Origin of the sequence: Bacillus sp. FSL W8-0640 (assembly GCF_038007725.1) — a bacterium.
In the GTDB taxonomy this organism is placed as follows: domain Bacteria; phylum Bacillota; class Bacilli; order Bacillales; family Bacillaceae_G; genus Bacillus_A; species Bacillus_A cereus.
The window spans coordinates 3992583-4008710 of sequence record NZ_JBBOXT010000001.1 but is presented as its reverse complement, the minus strand read 5'-3'; the positions used below and the strand labels follow the sequence as shown (position 1 = coordinate 4008710).

The following is a 16128-nucleotide window of genomic DNA, read 5'->3' as shown; positions in this document are numbered from 1 at the left end:
TGATTTTAAAATAATTGACAGTCATTCAGATTTAATGTTAACTATATTTATAAACGAGTTAACATTAGGGGTGACAATTGTGACAATAAATAGTAAAACGATTGAAAAATCATCTTATACATATGAAGAATTAGCAGAGAAAAATAAAGCTTACGTATGGCACCCATTTACACAAATGAAAGATTATTTAGAAGAAGATCCTGTCATTATTGAACGTGGAGAGGGAAGAAAGCTATACGATGTAAATGGTAATGAATATTGGGATGGTGTTTCATCTATATGGTTAAATGTTCACGGACATCAAGTACCGGAATTAGATGAAGCAATTCGTGAGCAATTAAATAAAATTGCTCATTCTACTATGTTAGGACTTGCTAACGTTCCATCTATTTTATTAGCAGAAAAAATTATTGAGGTTGTACCAGATGGATTGAAGAAGGTATTCTATTCTGATTCAGGTTCTACCGCTGTTGAAATTGCAATTAAGATGGCTTTCCAATATTGGCAGCATAAAGGGAAACGAAAGAAACAAAGATTCGTTACATTAAAAGAAGCATATCACGGTGATACAATTGGAGCTGTTTCGGTAGGAGCAATAGACTTGTTTCACCAAGTGTATAGTTCGCTCTTATTTGATGCGATTAAAATGCCGTATCCATATACATATCGTTCTCCTTACGGAAATAATAAGGAGGAAATTGTAAAAAGCCATTTAGAAGAAATGGAAGAATTGTTGAAAGAAAAGCATGAAGAAGTAGCTGCCATCATTGTAGAGCCATTAATGCAAGGTGCTGGCGGGATGATTACAATGCCAAAAGGATATTTAAAAGGACTGCGCGATTTATGTACTAAGTACAATGTATTATTTATTACAGATGAGGTAGCGACTGGATTTGGGCGTACAGGGAAAATGTTTGCGTGTGAACATGAAAATGTGACGCCAGACATTTTAACTGCTGGGAAAGGTTTAACAGGTGGATATTTACCAATTGCAGTTACGGTAACGACAGATGAAATATATAATGCCTTTTTAGGAGAATATGAAGAACAAAAAACATTTTTCCATGGACATAGCTACACAGGCAATCCGTTAGGGTGTGCCGTAGCAATCGCAAATCTAGAACTATATGAAAAAACAAATTTAATAGAAGAAGTGGCACGTAAAACGGATTATGTGGCAGCGCAATTAGAAAAGCTCTTTGCGTATAAACATGTAGGTGATATTCGTCAGTGCGGATTAATGGTTGGTATTGAGCTTGTGAAGAATAAGGAAACGAAAGAAGCGTTTGACTGGACAGAAAGAGTCGGTGTTCAAGTATGTAAACGCGCAAGAGAGCTGGGTATGATTTTACGACCGCTAGGTAACACGATTGTATTTATGCCACCACTTGCTTCTACTTTTGAAGAGATTGATGATATGTTACGCATTTTATATAAGGCAATCTCGGATGTTACGGAGGGAGAATAATGAGTGGTTTTTTCATAACAGCAACTGATACTGAAGTTGGAAAAACAGTAGTTGCAGGTGCTATAGCAGGTGTATTTAGACAATTAGGATATAACGTAGGGGTGTATAAACCGTTGCAAAGTGGGCATGTTGCATCAAACCCTGAGGGAGATGCGGCAAGGTTAAAAGCATTATCAGGTGTGCCGACACAAGAAAATGAAATTTGCCCTTATTCTATTGAAGAACCACTTGCTCCGAGACTTGCCATGAAAAGAGCTGGAAGAGTAGTAAAGTTAAAAGAAATTACTGATTACTATAATGAACTATTAAAAGAGTTTAATAGCTTATTTGTAGAAGGAGCAGGTGGGCTTGCTGTCCCATATACAGAAGATGCTTTAGTAATTGATTTTGCAAAAGAATTACAGTTGCCTCTTATTGTAGTAGCTCGTCCTATATTAGGAACAGTAAATCATACAGTGTTAACGATTGCTTACGCAAAGGCGCATGGCTTAACCGTAGCGGGTGTCATTTTATCAGGTTGCAAAGAATGTGAAATGGAAAGAGTGCAAGAAAATAAAGAGATGATTGAAGAGCTGAGCGGGGTACCAGTTTTAGGATTATTACCATTCTTTGAAGGTGAGTTTACGAAAGAAGAAGTCTTAGAATCTGCAAAAGAACATATTATGATTTCAAAATTAGAGGAGTTTATCCAAAATGAATCAAACGTGGCGGGCGCACCTTCAATGTAAATTACAACAATTACATGAGCAAGGGCAGTATCGTGATTTGCATGTAACAGAGAAGGCAGAAGAGACTTGGCTTATTCGAGATAAAAAAAGGATGTTAAATTTAGCGTCAAATAATTATTTAGGGTTAGCTGGAGATGAAAGGTTAAAAGAAGCTGCTATTGCCTGTACAAAAAGATATGGAACTGGAGCGACTGCCTCTCGTCTCGTTGTAGGAAATCATCCATTATATGAAGAGGTTGAGAGAAGCATATGTGACTGGAAAGGTACTGAAAGAGCTTTAATTGTAAATAGTGGGTATACGGCAAATATAGGTGCCATATCTTCTTTGGCCTCTCGGCACGATATTGTTTTTAGTGATAAGTTAAATCACGCAAGTATTGTTGATGGAATCATATTAAGCGGGGCAGAGCATAAAAGGTATCGTCATAATGATTTGGATCATTTAGAGAAGCTGTTGAAAATGGCTTCGCCTGAAAACAGAAAATTAATCGTAACAGATACCGTTTTTAGTATGGATGGTGATACTGCGTATTTGAGAGATTTAGTACAGCTGAAAGAGAAGTACGGGGCAATCATTATAGTCGATGAAGCACATGCGAGTGGAATATATGGAATCGGCGGAGCTGGGTTATCTCATATAGAAAAAAATCTTGCTCAAAAAATTGATATACATATGGGGACGTTTAGCAAGGCTTTAGGGTGTTATGGTGCGTATTTGACAGGTGATGAAATTTATATAGAGTATTTACAAAATATGATGAGAAGCTTTATTTTTACTACAGCTTTACCACCAAGTACGTTAGGAGCAGTGCAAAAAGCAATTGAAATTGTAAAAGAAGATAACGAAAGAAGAGAGAACCTTATAGCAAACGGAGAATACTTCAGAACTAAATTAAGGGATGCTGGTTTTGATATTGGGAATAGTTCAACTCATATTGTACCGATTGTAGTCGGTTCAAATGAACATGCTTTACGATTTAGTAAAAGGTTGCAAGAGGCAGGGATTGCGGCCATTGCAATTCGTCCGCCAACTGTGCCGGTTCATAGTTCTCGAATTCGCTTTGCAGTTACATCGCAACATACAATAGCTGATTTAAAATGGGCTATTGACCGAATTATTCACATTGCGAAAGAAGAGGAGATTTTCGTATGAACGAGCTAAAGATTATTTTTATCCCCGGATGGGGAATGGAAGAGAATATTTGGGATTTAGTACTTCCGTATTTTAAAGGATATCCTGTTCAATGCGTAGATTGGCGTAATGTGAAAGAACGAAGTGAATTTGCGGAACGAATTATAGATGTAGCGCATAACGACAACGTAATTTTAGTTGGATGGTCACTAGGAGCGTTAGCAGCAGTTGAAGCTTATAAAAAGATTCAGGCAAAAGGCATCGTATTAATTGGTGGGACTGCTAAATTTACAAATACGAGCGACTATAGTAATGGATGGAATGCTTTGCATGTAGAACGGCTGAAAAGGAATTTGGCGAGAAGGAAAGAAGATACGCTCAAGCGGTTTTATGAAAATATGTTTACGAAAGATGAGCTAAAAGGGAATAAAAACTTTGAAGACATTGTAGACCGTTTTAAAGGTGATTCTATTCAGTCTTTACAACTAGGTTTGGATTATTTAATAGAAACAGATATGAGAGAAGAACTAAAAGAAATTAAAGTACCTATACTACTTATTCACGGAGAACAGGATGTAATATGCCCATTGTCTGTGGCACGTAGTATGACGGAGAATAGCAGCAGCGAGCTGAAAGTAGTAAGTGAAGCAGGGCATGCATTATGTGTAACGGATTTTGAATATTGTGCAAATGAGATAATTCAATTTGTAGAGGGGATACGACATGATCAACAAAACGTTACTACAAAAACGGTTTAATGGGGCAGCCGTATCTTACGATCGATATGCAAATGTACAAAAAAAGATGGCACATTCATTACTTTCAATCTTAAAGGAACGATATAGTGAAACGGCATCAATACGTATTTTAGAACTGGGATGCGGGACGGGGTATGTAACAGAACAATTATCAAAGTTATTTCCGAAAGCACATATTACAGCAGTTGATTTTGCTGAAAGTATGATTGCGATTGCGCAAACTAGACAAAATGTAAAAAATGTAACGTTTCACTGTGAAGATATTGAGCAATTACGATTAGAAGAATCATATGATGTCATTATTTCAAATGCTACATTTCAATGGTTAAATAATTTACAACAAGTGTTAAGAAATTTATTTCAACATTTGTCTATAGATGGGATATTACTCTTTTCAACGTTTGGACATGAAACATTTCAAGAATTGCATGCTTCGTTCCAACGTGCGAAAGAAGAAAGAAATATAAAAAATGAAATATCGATTGGTCAACGTTTTTATTCAAAAGATCAGTTGCTTCATATATGTAAGATAGAAACAGGGGATGTGCATGTTTCTGAAACATGTTACATAGAGAGTTTTACAGAAGTTAAGGAGTTTCTGCATTCTATTCGAAAAGTAGGAGCAACTAATAGCAATGAAGGATCATATTGTCAAAGTCCCTCACTCTTTCGTGCGATGCTACGCATATACGAAAGAGACTTCACGGGAAATGAAGGGATAATGGCAACGTATCATGCTTTATTTATACATATAACAAAAGAGGGGAAGAGATGAAATGAAACAAGTGCAAACAAAAAGGGATTGGAAAAAACTTGCATACGACGTAGTGGAAGAGAAGATGATTACGAAAGAAGATGCAATAGCGATATTAGAAGCTGATGATACAGAAGTTTTAGAAATTATGAATGCAGCTTACATTATTCGCCATCATCACTTTGGTAAGAAAGTAAAATTGAATATGATTATTAATACGAAATCTGGATTATGTCCTGAAGATTGTGGATATTGCTCACAGTCTATTATTTCAGAAGCACCGATTGATAAATATGCATGGTTAACGCAGGAGAAGATTGTAGAAGGGGCACATGAAGCAATACGCCGTAAAGCAGGTACATATTGTATTGTAGCGTCTGGTCGTCGTCCGACGGATAAAGAGGTAAATCACGTAATTGGAGCAGTTAAGGAAATTCGTGAAACGACAGACTTGAAGATTTGTTGTTGTTTAGGTTTCTTAAATGAAGATCAAGCAGGACGTTTAGCGGAAGCAGGCGTGCACCGTTATAATCACAACTTAAATACACATGCAAATAATTACGATAGTATTTGTTCAACTCATACGTATGATGATCGTGTTGATACAGTTCAAAAAGCAAAACAAGCTGGTATTTCACCATGCTCTGGAGCGATTTTTGGCATGGGAGAAACAATTGAAGAGCGTGCTGAAATTGCATTTGAATTACAACGTATAGATGCAGATTCTATCCCTTGTAATTTCCTTGTTGCTGTAAAGGGGACACCTCTTGAAGGGCAAAAAGAGTTAACGCCAGTAGAATGTTTAAAAGTACTTGCAATGATGCGTTTTGTAAACCCAACAAAAGAAATTCGTATTTCAGGAGGACGTGAAATCAATTTACGTTCTGTACAGCCAATCGGTTTATTTGCAGCAAATTCTATTTTTGTCGGGGACTACTTAACGACAGCTGGACAAGAGCCGACTGCGGACTGGGGTATGATTGCAGATTTAGGATTTGAGATTGAAGAATGTGCATTATAAGATAGATGAAAAAGCAAACTTGTAAAAGAGTTTGCTTTTTTGTAAATAAAATGTAATAAATAGTTGTGAACGCTTGATACTATTGGTTTTTGAACGAAAAAAAGAATTTTTGTGGACGAATTTTCCAAGCCCTAGTTGTACATAGTAAATATGTAATTTATATTGGGTTGGAGGATTTTACATGTACAAATACATATTAGCGATTATGACTTGTTTAATTTTAATAAAAGCAATAAGTTCTGATCCAGTTAAGGCTACCGAAAATCCTGAACAAAAAGAGATGCAACAAAGAATCGAACAACACTTTCGAACGAAAGCTGAACATTTTGGATTGAAAACGGAAGGAAAAGATTTAAAGGAAGTTAGAAAAGAAATTACTATTATAGAAGAAGCGAAAAAAAGAGAGAATGTATGGAGAACAGCACAAGCTCTTCATATAAAAACAGAAGGAAAAACGATGAATGAATTAATAAAAGATGTACAAAAAAAGGTGAAAAAATAAAAAGAGGCCGCAGCCTCTTTTTTTATGCCCATTGTTTTGATAAGTGAGCCATTTCAATTGCAGCAACAGCTGATTCATATCCTTTATTACCAGCTTTCGTACCTGCGCGTTCAATCGCTTGTTCAATTGTTTCTGTCGTTAATACGCCGAAAATAACTGGGATGTCCATTTGTAGTGATAAAGACGCAACACCTTTTGCTACCTCATTACAAACGTAATCGTAGTGAGTTGTAGCACCTCGGATTACAGTACCTAATGTAATAACAGCATCATACTTTCCGCTACTAGCCATCTTTTTAGCGATTAAAGGAATTTCAAATGCACCAGGAACCCAAGCAACATCAATATCACTTTCTTCTACACCGTGACGCTTTAATCCGTCTAAAGCTCCGCCAAGTAACTTACTTGTAATAAATTCGTTAAAACGTCCAACAACAACTCCAACTTTTAATCCTGTACCAACTAAATGACCTTCGAATACCATAATAAATCTCTCCTTTAATTATAAGTTTAGTAAGTGTCCTAATTTATTTACTTTCGTTTGTAAATACGATTTATTCTCTTCTTTTGCCGGCATTTGCAACGGTACACGCTCGACTACTTCTAAATCGTAACCTTGTAAGCCAGCAATTTTTCTTGGGTTATTCGTTAATAATCGTAAGCTTTGTAAACCTAAATCTTTTAATATTTGAGCACCGATACCGTAATCACGAAGATCAGCAGGGAAGCCGAGTTTTTCATTTGCTTCTACAGTATCGAATCCTTCTTCTTGTAATTTATAAGCGCGAAGCTTATTAAGAAGCCCAATGCCTCTTCCTTCTTGTCTCATATAAAGAAGAACACCTTTTCCTTCACGCTCAATTTGAGCAAGTGCTGCATGGAGTTGTGGTCCGCAATCGCAGCGATGTGAACCGAATACATCTCCTGTTAAGCATTCAGAATGAACACGTACAAGTACCGGTTCACCTGTTGAAATATCACCTTTTACAAGTGCGATATGTTCTTTCGTATCTAATGAGTTAGAATAGCCAATTGCGTGGAAAGTACCGAAATCTGTAGGTAATGTAATTTCCACTTCTCTCGTCACAAGTGTTTCATGATGGCGGCGATAAGCAATTAAATCTTCTATTGTAATCATTTTTATATCAAATTGTTTTGCACATTCTATTAAATCAGGTACACGTGCCATCGTGCCGTCCTCATTTATAATTTCGCAAATAACTCCAGCTGGTTCGGCACCGCATAGCTTTGCTAAATCAACAGCAGCTTCTGTATGACCTGCACGACGCAGGACACCGCCTTCTTTCGCAATTAATGGAAAGATATGTCCAGGTCGATTGAAATCAGCGCCTTTTGATGCGGGGTTTAACAATTCTTGTATCGTAGTTGCACGTTCGTGAGCGCTAATCCCTGTTGTTGTAGAAACATGGTCAATGCTCACTGTAAACGCAGTATGATGTGAATCTGTATTATGAGATACCATTGGTTCTAATTGTAGACGTTCTGCGTACCCTGCTGTAATCGGTACACAAACGAGACCACGGCCATGTGTAATCATAAAATTAATTGTTTCTGGTGTAATGTACTCTGCTAAAGCAATAAAATCGCCTTCATTTTCTCGGTTTTCATCATCACATACGATAACGACTTTACCTTGTTTTAAATCTTCTAGAGCTTCTTCAATACGATGAAACATTGTGCTTCCCCCTTATAGAAATCCGTTTTCTTGTAAAAAGCTTTCGGTCATTGAACCTACTCGTTTTGCAGGTTTAGTAATAAAGCGTTCGATATATTTACCAATCATGTCACACTCAATGTTTACGATATCTCCGGCATTTTTTTCCCCAATGACAGATTCGCTTACTGTGTGCGGGATGAGTGAAATCGTTATGGAAGATTCGTCTATAGCAAATATCGTTAAACTCGTTCCATCAACAGCAATGGACCCTTTCTGCAAACAATAGCGCAGCAGTTCATCAGAAATTGCTATTTTGTAATAGACGGCATTGTAATGTTGTTTTTTATTTAAAATCGTTCCGGTGCCATCAATATGTCCTGAAACGAAATGTCCACCGAATCGTCCGTTTGCAGCCATTGCTCGTTCTAAATTTACTTTAGAGTGCGGTTTAAGTATATGAAGTGATGTCGACTGCATCGTTTCGGGCATTGCATCAACTGTAAATGAAGTAGTTGTAAAGTTTGTTACAGTTAAGCAAATACCGTTAACCGCGATACTATCACCTAAGTGAACATCTGATAAAATTTTCTTTGCATGAATCGTTAATTTCATCGCTTCTCCGCTTTGTTGCATGTTTGCTATCGTTCCTAATTCTTCTACAATTCCTGTAAACATTTCGTCACCTCGTTTCGGGCATTCGCAACGATTTTTATATCATCACCAATTTGTTTCATCTCTTGAATTTTCAAGGAAAGCGCATCTTGTAATTTTGAAAAACCATTTCCTCCAAATAAAGTAGGAGCATCTTTCCCACCAATTAATTTCGGACTTATATAGGTTACAATTTCATTAAAATTGTTTGTTTTTAAGAAACTTGCATGAATCGATTGGCCACCTTCAACGAATAGAGAAAGAATTTGTTTCTCTCCAAGAAAGGAAAGAAGGTCCTCGATTTCTATATACTTCGTTTCCATTTGGAATATAGCTATATTTTTAGATTCATAAGAAGATATCTTCTCTTTCTTTACATCCTTACCGACAATAATCCATGTCGGTGCTAAACCATCTGTTATAACATGAGAAGATGGTGGCGTTCGTAAATGGGTATCTAAAATAACGCGAATAGGATGTTTCCCACCATTTGGAATTCTTGTTGTTAAATGAGGATTATCAGCTATAACTGTATTCACTCCAACAAGAATTGCATCATGTGTATGGCGATATTGGTGAACATCAGCACGTGCTTCTTCACCTGTAATCCACTTACTTTCACCAGTTACAGTTGCTGTTTTTCCATCTAAGCTCATTGCGGTTTTGATTGTTACAAAAGGGCGTTTCGTTTTCATGTAGTGAAAAAAGTAGCGATTTAATAAAACTGCTTCTGCTTCAAGAACACCGGTAGTTACTTCAATTCTAGCTTCCTCTAATCTTCTTTTTCCGTTACCAGAAACGAGCGGATTACAATCGAGAGTAGCAATTACAACACGCTTAACTCCTCTTTCGATGAGCAATTCACAGCAAGGTGGTGTTTTTCCAAAGTGGCTACACGGTTCCAGTGTTACATAAACGGTAGCGTCTTTGGCGTTCTGACCAGCCATTTGAAGGGCATGAACTTCTGCGTGTTCTTCACCAGCTCGTAAATGAGCGCCCATACCAACGATGTTTCCATCTTTTACAACAACAGCACCAACCATAGGATTTGGACTTGTTTGTCCTGATGTTCCTTCTGCTAACTGCAGGGCAATCCTCATATATTCTTGATCTGTCATTTTCTTCACCTCTCCAAAAAAAATCAAAAAACCCCAAGGATTTAATATCCTTGGGGTTTGGGAGACGTGATTTCTAGAAATATAGTTTGAATACGAAAGCATAGGAAAGAAACCTAACGATAATTGATATTTCTGCATAAGGAAAAAACCTAGCAAAATATCGAATTTTTAAACGCTAGTTGTCTCTTTTTATTTCAGTATAAAAAATAAGTATAGAAAATTAAACATATATAAAGAATCAAAATGAATCTTTAAAAATATGCATACTGAAATAAAAGTGTATTCACTATATAAAAAACTAGAAACATATCCTTCTCCCATCCAGACTATACTGTCGGCCCTAGAGTTTCACTAGATCCACCGTTTTCGAGTTGAAAACGGGTCACGGACTTAGAAGTTTTCACTTCATCACCGCCGGTTGGGAATTTCACCCGACCCCGAAGGATGCTGTTTGCTCAAATTATAGCACAAAAAAAATAAAAGGCTAGTAAAAAATATTCGAATGTGAAGAATTGTGTGAAAATATATGCAGGCTGGAATGGAAATAAAAGTATTAGAAATGTTGTAAAGAGAAGGGATATAACGGAGTTGCTAAAAAGAAAAAACATGCACAAAAAAATGTGCATGTCACATGTAAAATTATTCTGCCTCTGGTGCTCTAACAACAGACTCGAATTTACCTTTATGCGAAGCGTCGCAATAAGGCATATTTTTTGATAAACCACAACGGCATAAAGAAAATGCCGGTTTTGCTGGGAATGCATTCCCTTGTGAGTCGACTAATTCCACGTCCCCTGTAACGCGAAAAGAGCCATTATCATTTACTTTAATTTGTACTTTTGCCAACGTTATCCCTCCTTCCCAAACGCTTAATTTCATCATATAATCAAGGGAAGTGCTTGGCAATATAAAGTGAAACTTTAATTAGTGGGGGAGGCATCCCCCACTAATTATTAGTTGAACCAATCGGGCTTTTAGGGGCAGTTAATCTCCTACCTAACTTCTTTGTTTCAGCCGAATTTTGAGGTGGGAGTTTTACTGCCCGCAAATAGCGGAGAAAAAAGAGCACTTTGTTTGAGAAAGAAGAGAGTGTTATAATAGTTTTCATAACTGACTAGAGTAAGGTGACGAGAGATGGATAAACAATTACATACATTACGAAACATTGCAAATGAGCGCACGTGGGCATCATTTTTGAATGATAATCATCCATATAGTTTGTTACATTGGTCCATTGCAGGTGTAGGGCAAGAGGCAAAGGATGTTTGGTTACTGCAAGATGAAGTAACATTTCAAACGACAGAATTCCCAACGTTAGATGATGCAATGCAATGGATTTCTGAAAATATGGAACAAGTTACAGACGTTTTAGCGCAATAAAAAACAGGCTTATGCAAGCCTGTTTTTTGTTTCTTTCACATATGTGTTTAAAAATTGATCGACGGCTGCTTCGTACTCTTCTTTATTTTCGTTATAAGAGCAAGCGTGTGCACCGTGTTCTGCAATATAAAGCTGCTTATTATTTTCTTTCGCTTCATATAACGCTTTTGTCATATCAGCTAAAATATAGTCGTCATCTTTACTATGAATAAAGAGAACGGGATTGTTAATGTTTTTTATACAGTCGATTGGTGAAACTTCACGAATTGTATAACCGTCACGAACTTTCAAAAATGCGTTTGCTAAAGGTAATAAAGGCCATTTTGGTAAATGGAATTCAACCTTTAAACGGTGCTGTAATTGTCCGTGAAAATCAGAGAAAGGACAATCTGCAATATAGAAATCAGCACCATCTTCTACAAGTCCTGCGTATTGAAGAAGTGTTGCAGCTCCCATAGATTCACCATGAATACCAAGTGTAATATTGGTGCCAAAACGGTTTTTTAGCCAGTCAACTACGGATTTTAAATCATGTTTTTCATAGTATCCATAGCTTGTTGTTTTTCCGCCAGTTTTACCATGACGACGATGATCGTAAATGAGGACGTTATATCCTCTTTTTAAGAATAAGTTTGCATATTTTACAGAGTTTATTTTATTTACAGTTACACCGTGGCAAAAAACCATAAACTTATTGGTGGAATGACCAGCAGGAATGTAATATCCGTGAAGGTCGTATCCAAATTGTGAAGGGATATGAATTTCTTCTTTATGAAGAGCATCAAAATCCTCTATACGAAAATGTTTTTTCGTTTCTCTTTCGAGTACTTCTTCCTCTGTTTTTTTCTTTAAGTACATCACTTTATTTGTAAAGAAAATCCCAAGGGCAGTTATTGCACCTAGTATAGTAAACAATGCTGCAAAAAAACGTTTCATACTTTACCTCATCCTCCAAATACCGTTACATGTGATACACTTATATTGTATCACAATGATATAAAAGGGGAGAAATAGGAAATGCTGCATATACAAAAAATTACGCCAGCGATGAAAGAAACAATCCGAATGTTCATGTGTGAGAACTGGGGAAGTTCATTGATGGTTTCACGTGGTAAGGGACATCAGTTAGAAGAGTTGCCAGGATTTGTTGCGCTCTCAGATGACAGAATAATCGGAATTATAACGTATGAAGTGACCAGAAATATGTGCGAAATTGTATCGCTAGATAGCTTTGAAGAAAGAAAAGGAATAGGGACGAAACTTGTGGATTGTGTATTACAAGTTGCAGAAGAAGAACGGTGCAGACAGGTTTGGCTTATTACAACTAATGATAATATGAATGCGTTACGATTTTACCAAAAACGTAATTTTGTAATGACTAATTTATATGTGAATGCGGTAGAGGAGGCACGAAAAATAAAGAAAGAAATTCCACGTATTGGATATGATAATATCCCAATTTTACATGAAATTCAGTCGGAGTATCGTTTAGTGAAATGATGTAACAATTTTCAGAAATATGAGTTATTAATCTTGACGGATAGTTTAATTTAGGTTACCGTAAAATTGTAATCTATTACCATATTAAGGGGTGACGATGTGGCAACTATACGTGATGTTGCAAAATTGGCAGGTGTTTCAGTCGCAACCGTTTCACGAGTTATTAATGAAAAAGGATACGTTCATGAGGACACAGTAAAACAAGTAAAGGAAGCAATTGAAGAATTACGTTATAGGCCAAACAGTGCAGCGAAGCCACTATTTAAAGAGGATTCAACGATAATTGCATTACTTGTAGATAATTTATGTAACCAATCAAACATCACTTTGCTACATTGTATTGAGGAAATAGCATATAAAGAAGGTTATCAAATCATTATTTGTAATATAGAGAATAAAGATAGATACATACATATGCTGAAGCAAAATAACATTGCAGGTGTTATTTTGACAAGAGCAGTTTTTAAAAGTGTAGGAAAAATTCCATTTCCGTTTGTTGTGATCGATGAGCAACAATCACATGGAAATTATTATGAAAGTGGACAGAGAGCTGTTTCTTTATTAAAAGAGAAAGGGTGTCACTTTCTTGCATATTTCGGTGAGGGAGAAGAAAGTGAAGAAATGGAAGATCATATAGCAGGGTTTTTAGACGCTGTTTGGGATGAAGGAATCTCTTATCGAGAAGAATGTGTACAAGGGTATACAAATAAACAATTTATTACATTATTGCAAAACAATCCGTATGTAGATGGAATTGTAGCCTCAAGTGATCAGATTGCTATTGAGTTAATTCGGTCAGCGAGATTTCTAAATATACATATACCAGATAAATTAAAAATTGTTGGACCGAATGGGAGTATAGAGTGTGAATGGATAGGTTCATCACTACCGACAATTGAAAACTATGTCAGAGATAATGGAAAAGTAGCTTTTCAACAATTAAAAGGAAAAATAAAAAAGTAAAAGGTGCGTTTTATACGCACCTTTTTATAATGTAATTGCGGCAATAAAGCCAAATATAAGTAACGGTATATTGTAATGTAGAAAAGTGGGTACACATGTATCCCATATATGATGGTGCTGACCATCAGCATTTAAACCGGATGTTGGTCCAAGGGTACTATCCGATGCTGGAGATCCTGCGTCACCTAGTGCTCCGGCTGTACCGATAATTGCAATTGTGGCCATTGGACTAAATCCAAGCTGAATGCAAAGAGGTACAAAAATGGTTGTTAAGATAGGGATGGTTGAAAAGGATGAACCAATTCCCATCGTAACGAGAAGTCCAATAACGAGCATAAGAAATGCAGCGAGTGGTTTGTTATTTCCGATTATATGTGCACTCGTTTGCACCAGAGATTCAACATGTCCTGTTTTTCGAAGAACAGCGCCGAATCCAGCGGCAGCAATCATAACAAAGCCAATGAAGGACATCATACGCATTCCGCTTGTTAATATCGCATCTGCTTCTTTAAGTGGTAGACTGCCACTAACTGATAAGACGATAATACCTGCTAAAGCACCGAAAATCATTGATTCGGTTGTTAATTGAACAGTTAATGTAGCAATAATAGATAATAACCCGAAAGTAATGCTACGTTTTGTATAGGGAACGATTTCATTTTCGGTAGTATGAATTTGTTCTGTTTCATACGTACGAGGTTTTCGGTACGTAATGAATACCGCTACACATAATCCAATAATCATACCGATTGCTGGAATAGTCATTGCTTTTGGAATAAGTGCGACATCAAATGTAAGACCGCTTTGCGCAGCGTTGGTTTGCAATACGTCATGATAAATTTTTCCGAACCCTGCAGGGATCCACATATAAGGAGTAATCAATCCAAATGTAATAATACATGTGACAAGTCTGCGATCCACTTTCAGCTCAGTTAATACTTTTAAAAGTGCTGGAATTAAGATGGGGATGAAAGCAATGTGAACAGGAATCACATTTTGTGAGAAACAAGCCATCATTAAAATAATGAATAAAATAAGTACCTTAGAATAAACTTGTTTTTTCGTGTCTTGTTCATTGCCAATCCATTTTAATGCAGTTTGAATCATAGCATCTGGAAGTCCTGTTTTGGAAAGGGAAATAGCGAAACCACCAAGCATTGCATAACTTAAAGCGATTGGAGCACTGTTTCCAAGACCAGTTGTAAAAGTGTTAATCGTTTCTGAAATACCGAGTCCGCCGATAAGTCCGCCTGTTAAAGCTCCAACAATGATGGCGACAATGACCTGGACACGTAACAAACTAAGCAATAGCATAATTGCTACTGCGACGAGTACAGCGTTCATAATAAATGTAATCTCCCTAAATTTTTATTCTGTTAAGACAAGTACATATGAAACATTTTGCTATGTTTATACATACTTGCGACATATTATTATAAAATGTTTTCTATGAAATGTAAAAGAGCCTTTTGTGACTAATGCTGAAAAGCTAGCTCTTGTTTAATTGATTGCAAAGAATTGGCGAATAATTCTGGTTCTTCTAGATCAGGAGAATGTGCTGAGTTTGGGAACCAAATCATCTTTTTTATAGGCGCTTCAATAATATCGCAATATTCCTGAACGAGTGCATAAGGAGTTTGATAATCATAGCGACCAGAACAAAAATAAACTGGAATAGATAAACTTGAGATAGAAGAAAAGAAATCGATTGTCAGCATTTCTTCCCATAAAACGCCAGATTTTAAATTTCCTGCGAGAAACTTGAACCAATCTAATAGCGTGTACTCAGGAGAAAAGAAACCTTTTCGTATGAAAGAAAAGGAAGATCCATTTTGGATTGCGCCTCCGAATGTGCCAAGCCACTTTCTTTGAATAATGAGACGTCTCGTATCTAAAAATGGTGGCTTTCCTAATTTTAAAAGGGAAGCTAATGCTTTTTTATGATTATGTTTTTTTGCAGAACGAATTAAATGTTGATATAGCAATTCTTCATTTTGTTTCATATGTACAATTTGCCCAATACCGATGTAAGCCTCAATATACTTTGGATATTGATGTGCTATGTTAAGCCCAATAATACTTCCCCAAGAATGACCAGCGAGAAATAGTTTTTGTTTGTTGAACCTTTTAAGTACATATTGAATCACTTCTTTTGCATCGGAAACGAATTGTTCGATTGTGAAATTTGCTCCGAAATCTTTCAGTGAAAAGGATTTACCAGCCCCGCGCTGATCCCAATTAATAACAATAAATTGCTTCTCTAATTCTTTTTGAAAATGGCGAATAAATCCGATTTGTGCCATCCCAGGTCCGCCGTGACAGCATAATAAAATAGGTTGCTCTACGTTTTGTCCACGCATAAGGAGAGTTTGTTTTCGATTATTAATCATAACGCTTTCTATCGTAGCGATACTGTTAGGAATGAGTTGTTTGTTTTCATTATAGAACTGAGGGGTGTAGCTACGAAAAAGCATA

General features: G+C 36.6%; 18 protein-coding genes and 1 riboswitch. Of the genes, 10 read left to right on the top strand and 8 right to left on the bottom strand.

What is annotated here, in order from left to right; genetic code table 11:
- Nucleotides 1-34 precede the first annotated feature (34 nt).
- The 7 genes from bioA to N2V80_RS20585 all read left to right on the top strand — a co-directional run bounded on the left by bioA (nucleotide 35) and on the right by N2V80_RS20585 (nucleotide 6363).
- Nucleotides 35-1468, top strand: a complete 1434-nt coding sequence (gene bioA, locus N2V80_RS20615; RefSeq protein ID WP_002062238.1) for an adenosylmethionine--8-amino-7-oxononanoate transaminase — start codon at nucleotides 35-37, stop codon at nucleotides 1466-1468.
- Nucleotides 1468-2196, top strand: a complete 729-nt coding sequence (gene bioD, locus N2V80_RS20610) for a dethiobiotin synthase (RefSeq protein WP_000012482.1) — start codon at nucleotides 1468-1470, stop codon at nucleotides 2194-2196. The genes bioA and bioD overlap by 1 nt, the downstream gene beginning before the upstream one ends.
- Nucleotides 2162-3349 (top strand): 8-amino-7-oxononanoate synthase, encoded by a 1188-nt coding sequence (gene bioF / locus N2V80_RS20605; protein ID WP_001077287.1) that lies wholly within the window; start codon nucleotides 2162-2164, stop codon nucleotides 3347-3349. Before bioD ends, bioF begins: the two co-directional genes overlap by 35 nt.
- Nucleotides 3346-4086, top strand: coding sequence for an alpha/beta fold hydrolase (locus tag N2V80_RS20600; RefSeq protein WP_001004165.1), 741 nt, complete (start codon nucleotides 3346-3348; stop codon nucleotides 4084-4086). The genes bioF and N2V80_RS20600 overlap by 4 nt, the downstream gene beginning before the upstream one ends.
- Nucleotides 4052-4861, top strand: a complete 810-nt coding sequence (gene bioC / locus N2V80_RS20595; protein WP_000608906.1) for a malonyl-ACP O-methyltransferase BioC — start codon at nucleotides 4052-4054, stop codon at nucleotides 4859-4861. Before N2V80_RS20600 ends, bioC begins: the two co-directional genes overlap by 35 nt.
- Before the next feature lies 1 nt (nucleotide 4862).
- A complete protein-coding gene (gene bioB / locus N2V80_RS20590; protein WP_000815856.1) occupies nucleotides 4863-5861 on the top strand; it encodes a biotin synthase in 999 nt (332 codons plus the stop codon).
- A gap of 181 nt (nucleotides 5862-6042) precedes the next feature.
- Nucleotides 6043-6363 (top strand): hypothetical protein, encoded by a 321-nt coding sequence (locus N2V80_RS20585; RefSeq protein WP_000280033.1) that lies wholly within the window; start codon nucleotides 6043-6045, stop codon nucleotides 6361-6363.
- A 22-nt stretch (nucleotides 6364-6385) separates the two neighbouring features.
- Here the strand turns inward: N2V80_RS20585 and ribH are convergent, their stop codons facing one another.
- The 5 genes from ribH to N2V80_RS20560 all read right to left on the bottom strand — a co-directional run bounded on the left by ribH (nucleotide 6386) and on the right by N2V80_RS20560 (nucleotide 10656).
- The gene (gene ribH, locus N2V80_RS20580; RefSeq protein WP_000230899.1) at nucleotides 6386-6847 is read right to left on the bottom strand and encodes a 6,7-dimethyl-8-ribityllumazine synthase; all 462 of its coding nucleotides are present in this window, start codon (nucleotides 6845-6847) and stop codon (nucleotides 6386-6388) included.
- 18 nt (nucleotides 6848-6865) lie between these two features.
- The gene (ribBA, locus tag N2V80_RS20575; RefSeq protein ID WP_000468983.1) at nucleotides 6866-8059 is read right to left on the bottom strand and encodes a bifunctional 3,4-dihydroxy-2-butanone 4-phosphate synthase/GTP cyclohydrolase II; all 1194 of its coding nucleotides are present in this window, start codon (nucleotides 8057-8059) and stop codon (nucleotides 6866-6868) included.
- Between the two features lie 12 nt (nucleotides 8060-8071).
- Nucleotides 8072-8716, bottom strand: a complete 645-nt coding sequence (gene ribE, locus N2V80_RS20570) for a riboflavin synthase (protein WP_061654450.1) — start codon at nucleotides 8714-8716, stop codon at nucleotides 8072-8074.
- Nucleotides 8698-9810 carry a bifunctional diaminohydroxyphosphoribosylaminopyrimidine deaminase/5-amino-6-(5-phosphoribosylamino)uracil reductase RibD gene (gene ribD / locus N2V80_RS20565; protein WP_061654448.1) on the bottom strand — a complete coding sequence of 371 codons (1113 nt, stop codon included), beginning with the start codon at nucleotides 9808-9810 and terminating at the stop codon, nucleotides 8698-8700. The genes ribE and ribD overlap by 19 nt, the downstream gene beginning before the upstream one ends.
- A gap of 305 nt (nucleotides 9811-10115) precedes the next feature.
- Nucleotides 10116-10259, bottom strand: a riboswitch (FMN riboswitch).
- 190 nt (nucleotides 10260-10449) lie between these two features.
- Nucleotides 10450-10656: a CDGSH iron-sulfur domain-containing protein gene (locus tag N2V80_RS20560; protein ID WP_001151579.1), complete on the bottom strand. Its 207-nt coding sequence runs from the start codon at nucleotides 10654-10656 to the stop codon at nucleotides 10450-10452.
- Nucleotides 10657-10944: 288 nt separating this feature from the next.
- On the opposite strand from N2V80_RS20560, the gene N2V80_RS20555 reads away from it, so the two are divergent.
- Nucleotides 10945-11190, top strand: a complete 246-nt coding sequence (locus tag N2V80_RS20555; protein WP_000360793.1) for a DUF2552 family protein — start codon at nucleotides 10945-10947, stop codon at nucleotides 11188-11190.
- Between the two features lie 9 nt (nucleotides 11191-11199).
- Here the strand turns inward: N2V80_RS20555 and N2V80_RS20550 are convergent, their stop codons facing one another.
- Nucleotides 11200-12126 (bottom strand): alpha/beta hydrolase, encoded by a 927-nt coding sequence (locus tag N2V80_RS20550; RefSeq protein WP_000819234.1) that lies wholly within the window; start codon nucleotides 12124-12126, stop codon nucleotides 11200-11202.
- Between the two features lie 81 nt (nucleotides 12127-12207).
- On the opposite strand from N2V80_RS20550, the gene N2V80_RS20545 reads away from it, so the two are divergent.
- Both N2V80_RS20545 and N2V80_RS20540 read left to right on the top strand, forming a co-directional pair.
- Nucleotides 12208-12690 (top strand): GNAT family N-acetyltransferase, encoded by a 483-nt coding sequence (locus N2V80_RS20545; RefSeq protein ID WP_061654447.1) that lies wholly within the window; start codon nucleotides 12208-12210, stop codon nucleotides 12688-12690.
- Between the two features lie 99 nt (nucleotides 12691-12789).
- On the top strand, nucleotides 12790-13653 hold the full coding sequence (locus N2V80_RS20540; RefSeq protein WP_048567765.1) for a LacI family DNA-binding transcriptional regulator: 864 nt from the start codon (nucleotides 12790-12792) through the stop codon (nucleotides 13651-13653).
- A 24-nt stretch (nucleotides 13654-13677) separates the two neighbouring features.
- Here N2V80_RS20540 and N2V80_RS20535 read toward each other — a convergent pair whose 3' ends face one another.
- Both N2V80_RS20535 and N2V80_RS20530 read right to left on the bottom strand, forming a co-directional pair.
- Nucleotides 13678-14997 (bottom strand): Na+/H+ antiporter family protein, encoded by a 1320-nt coding sequence (locus N2V80_RS20535; protein WP_000994819.1) that lies wholly within the window; start codon nucleotides 14995-14997, stop codon nucleotides 13678-13680.
- Nucleotides 14998-15128: 131 nt separating this feature from the next.
- On the bottom strand, nucleotides 15129-16127 hold the full coding sequence (locus N2V80_RS20530; RefSeq protein WP_000898967.1) for an alpha/beta fold hydrolase: 999 nt from the start codon (nucleotides 16125-16127) through the stop codon (nucleotides 15129-15131).
- Nucleotide 16128: the final 1 nt, after the last annotated feature.